This is a genomic window from Priestia sp. P5_B4, assembly GCF_056400385.1.
In genome coordinates this window covers 1-554 of record NZ_JBFULJ010001499.1, presented here as the reverse complement: position 1 = coordinate 554, position 554 = coordinate 1, and the positions used below count along the sequence as shown (strand labels likewise).

Genomic DNA, 554 nt, shown 5'->3' with positions numbered 1-554 from the left:
GCGTTCATCMTGAGCCAGGATCAAACTCTCCGAAGAAATGTTTGACTTGCTCAATTTAAAAAATAAAAATTAACGTTGACGTTTGTCGCTTTGTTCAGTTTTCAAAGTTCAATATATTTGGAGCGGGTGATGAGAATCGAACTCACGACATCAGCTTGGAAGGCTGAGGTTTTACCACTAAACTACACCCGCAATATGGCGCGCCCGAGAGGAGTCGAACCCCTAACCTTTTGATCCGTAGTCAAACGCTCTATCCAATTGAGCTACGGGCGCTTCTTATGATGTTTACCACCGTTGTTTTGGCGACTTTATTATAATATCATTTCTATTTTCTTATGTCAACACTTTTTTTAAAAGTTTTTTTGGTGCGGCCGAGAGGACTTGAACCTCCACGGGGTCGCCCCCACTAGGCCCTCAACCTAGCGCGTCTGCCATTCCGCCACGACCGCTAAATACATAAAATGAATAAGATGCGGGTGAAGGGACTTGAACCCCCACGTCGTAAAGACACTAGATCCTAAGTCTAGCGCGTCTGCCAATTCCGCCACACCCGC

Annotated in this window: 4 tRNA genes; all 4 read right to left on the bottom strand. The window is 45.8% G+C overall.

The window, feature by feature from the left end:
- Positions 1–118: 118 nt before the first annotated feature.
- Positions 119–192: transfer RNA gene (locus AC1DRF_RS31835), tRNA-Gly, on the bottom strand.
- A gap of 4 nt (positions 193–196) precedes the next feature.
- A tRNA-Arg gene (locus tag AC1DRF_RS31830) sits at positions 197–273 on the bottom strand.
- A 90-nt stretch (positions 274–363) separates the two neighbouring features.
- A tRNA-Leu gene (locus tag AC1DRF_RS31825) sits at positions 364–449 on the bottom strand.
- Between the two features lie 22 nt (positions 450–471).
- Positions 472–554, bottom strand: a tRNA-Leu gene (locus AC1DRF_RS31820).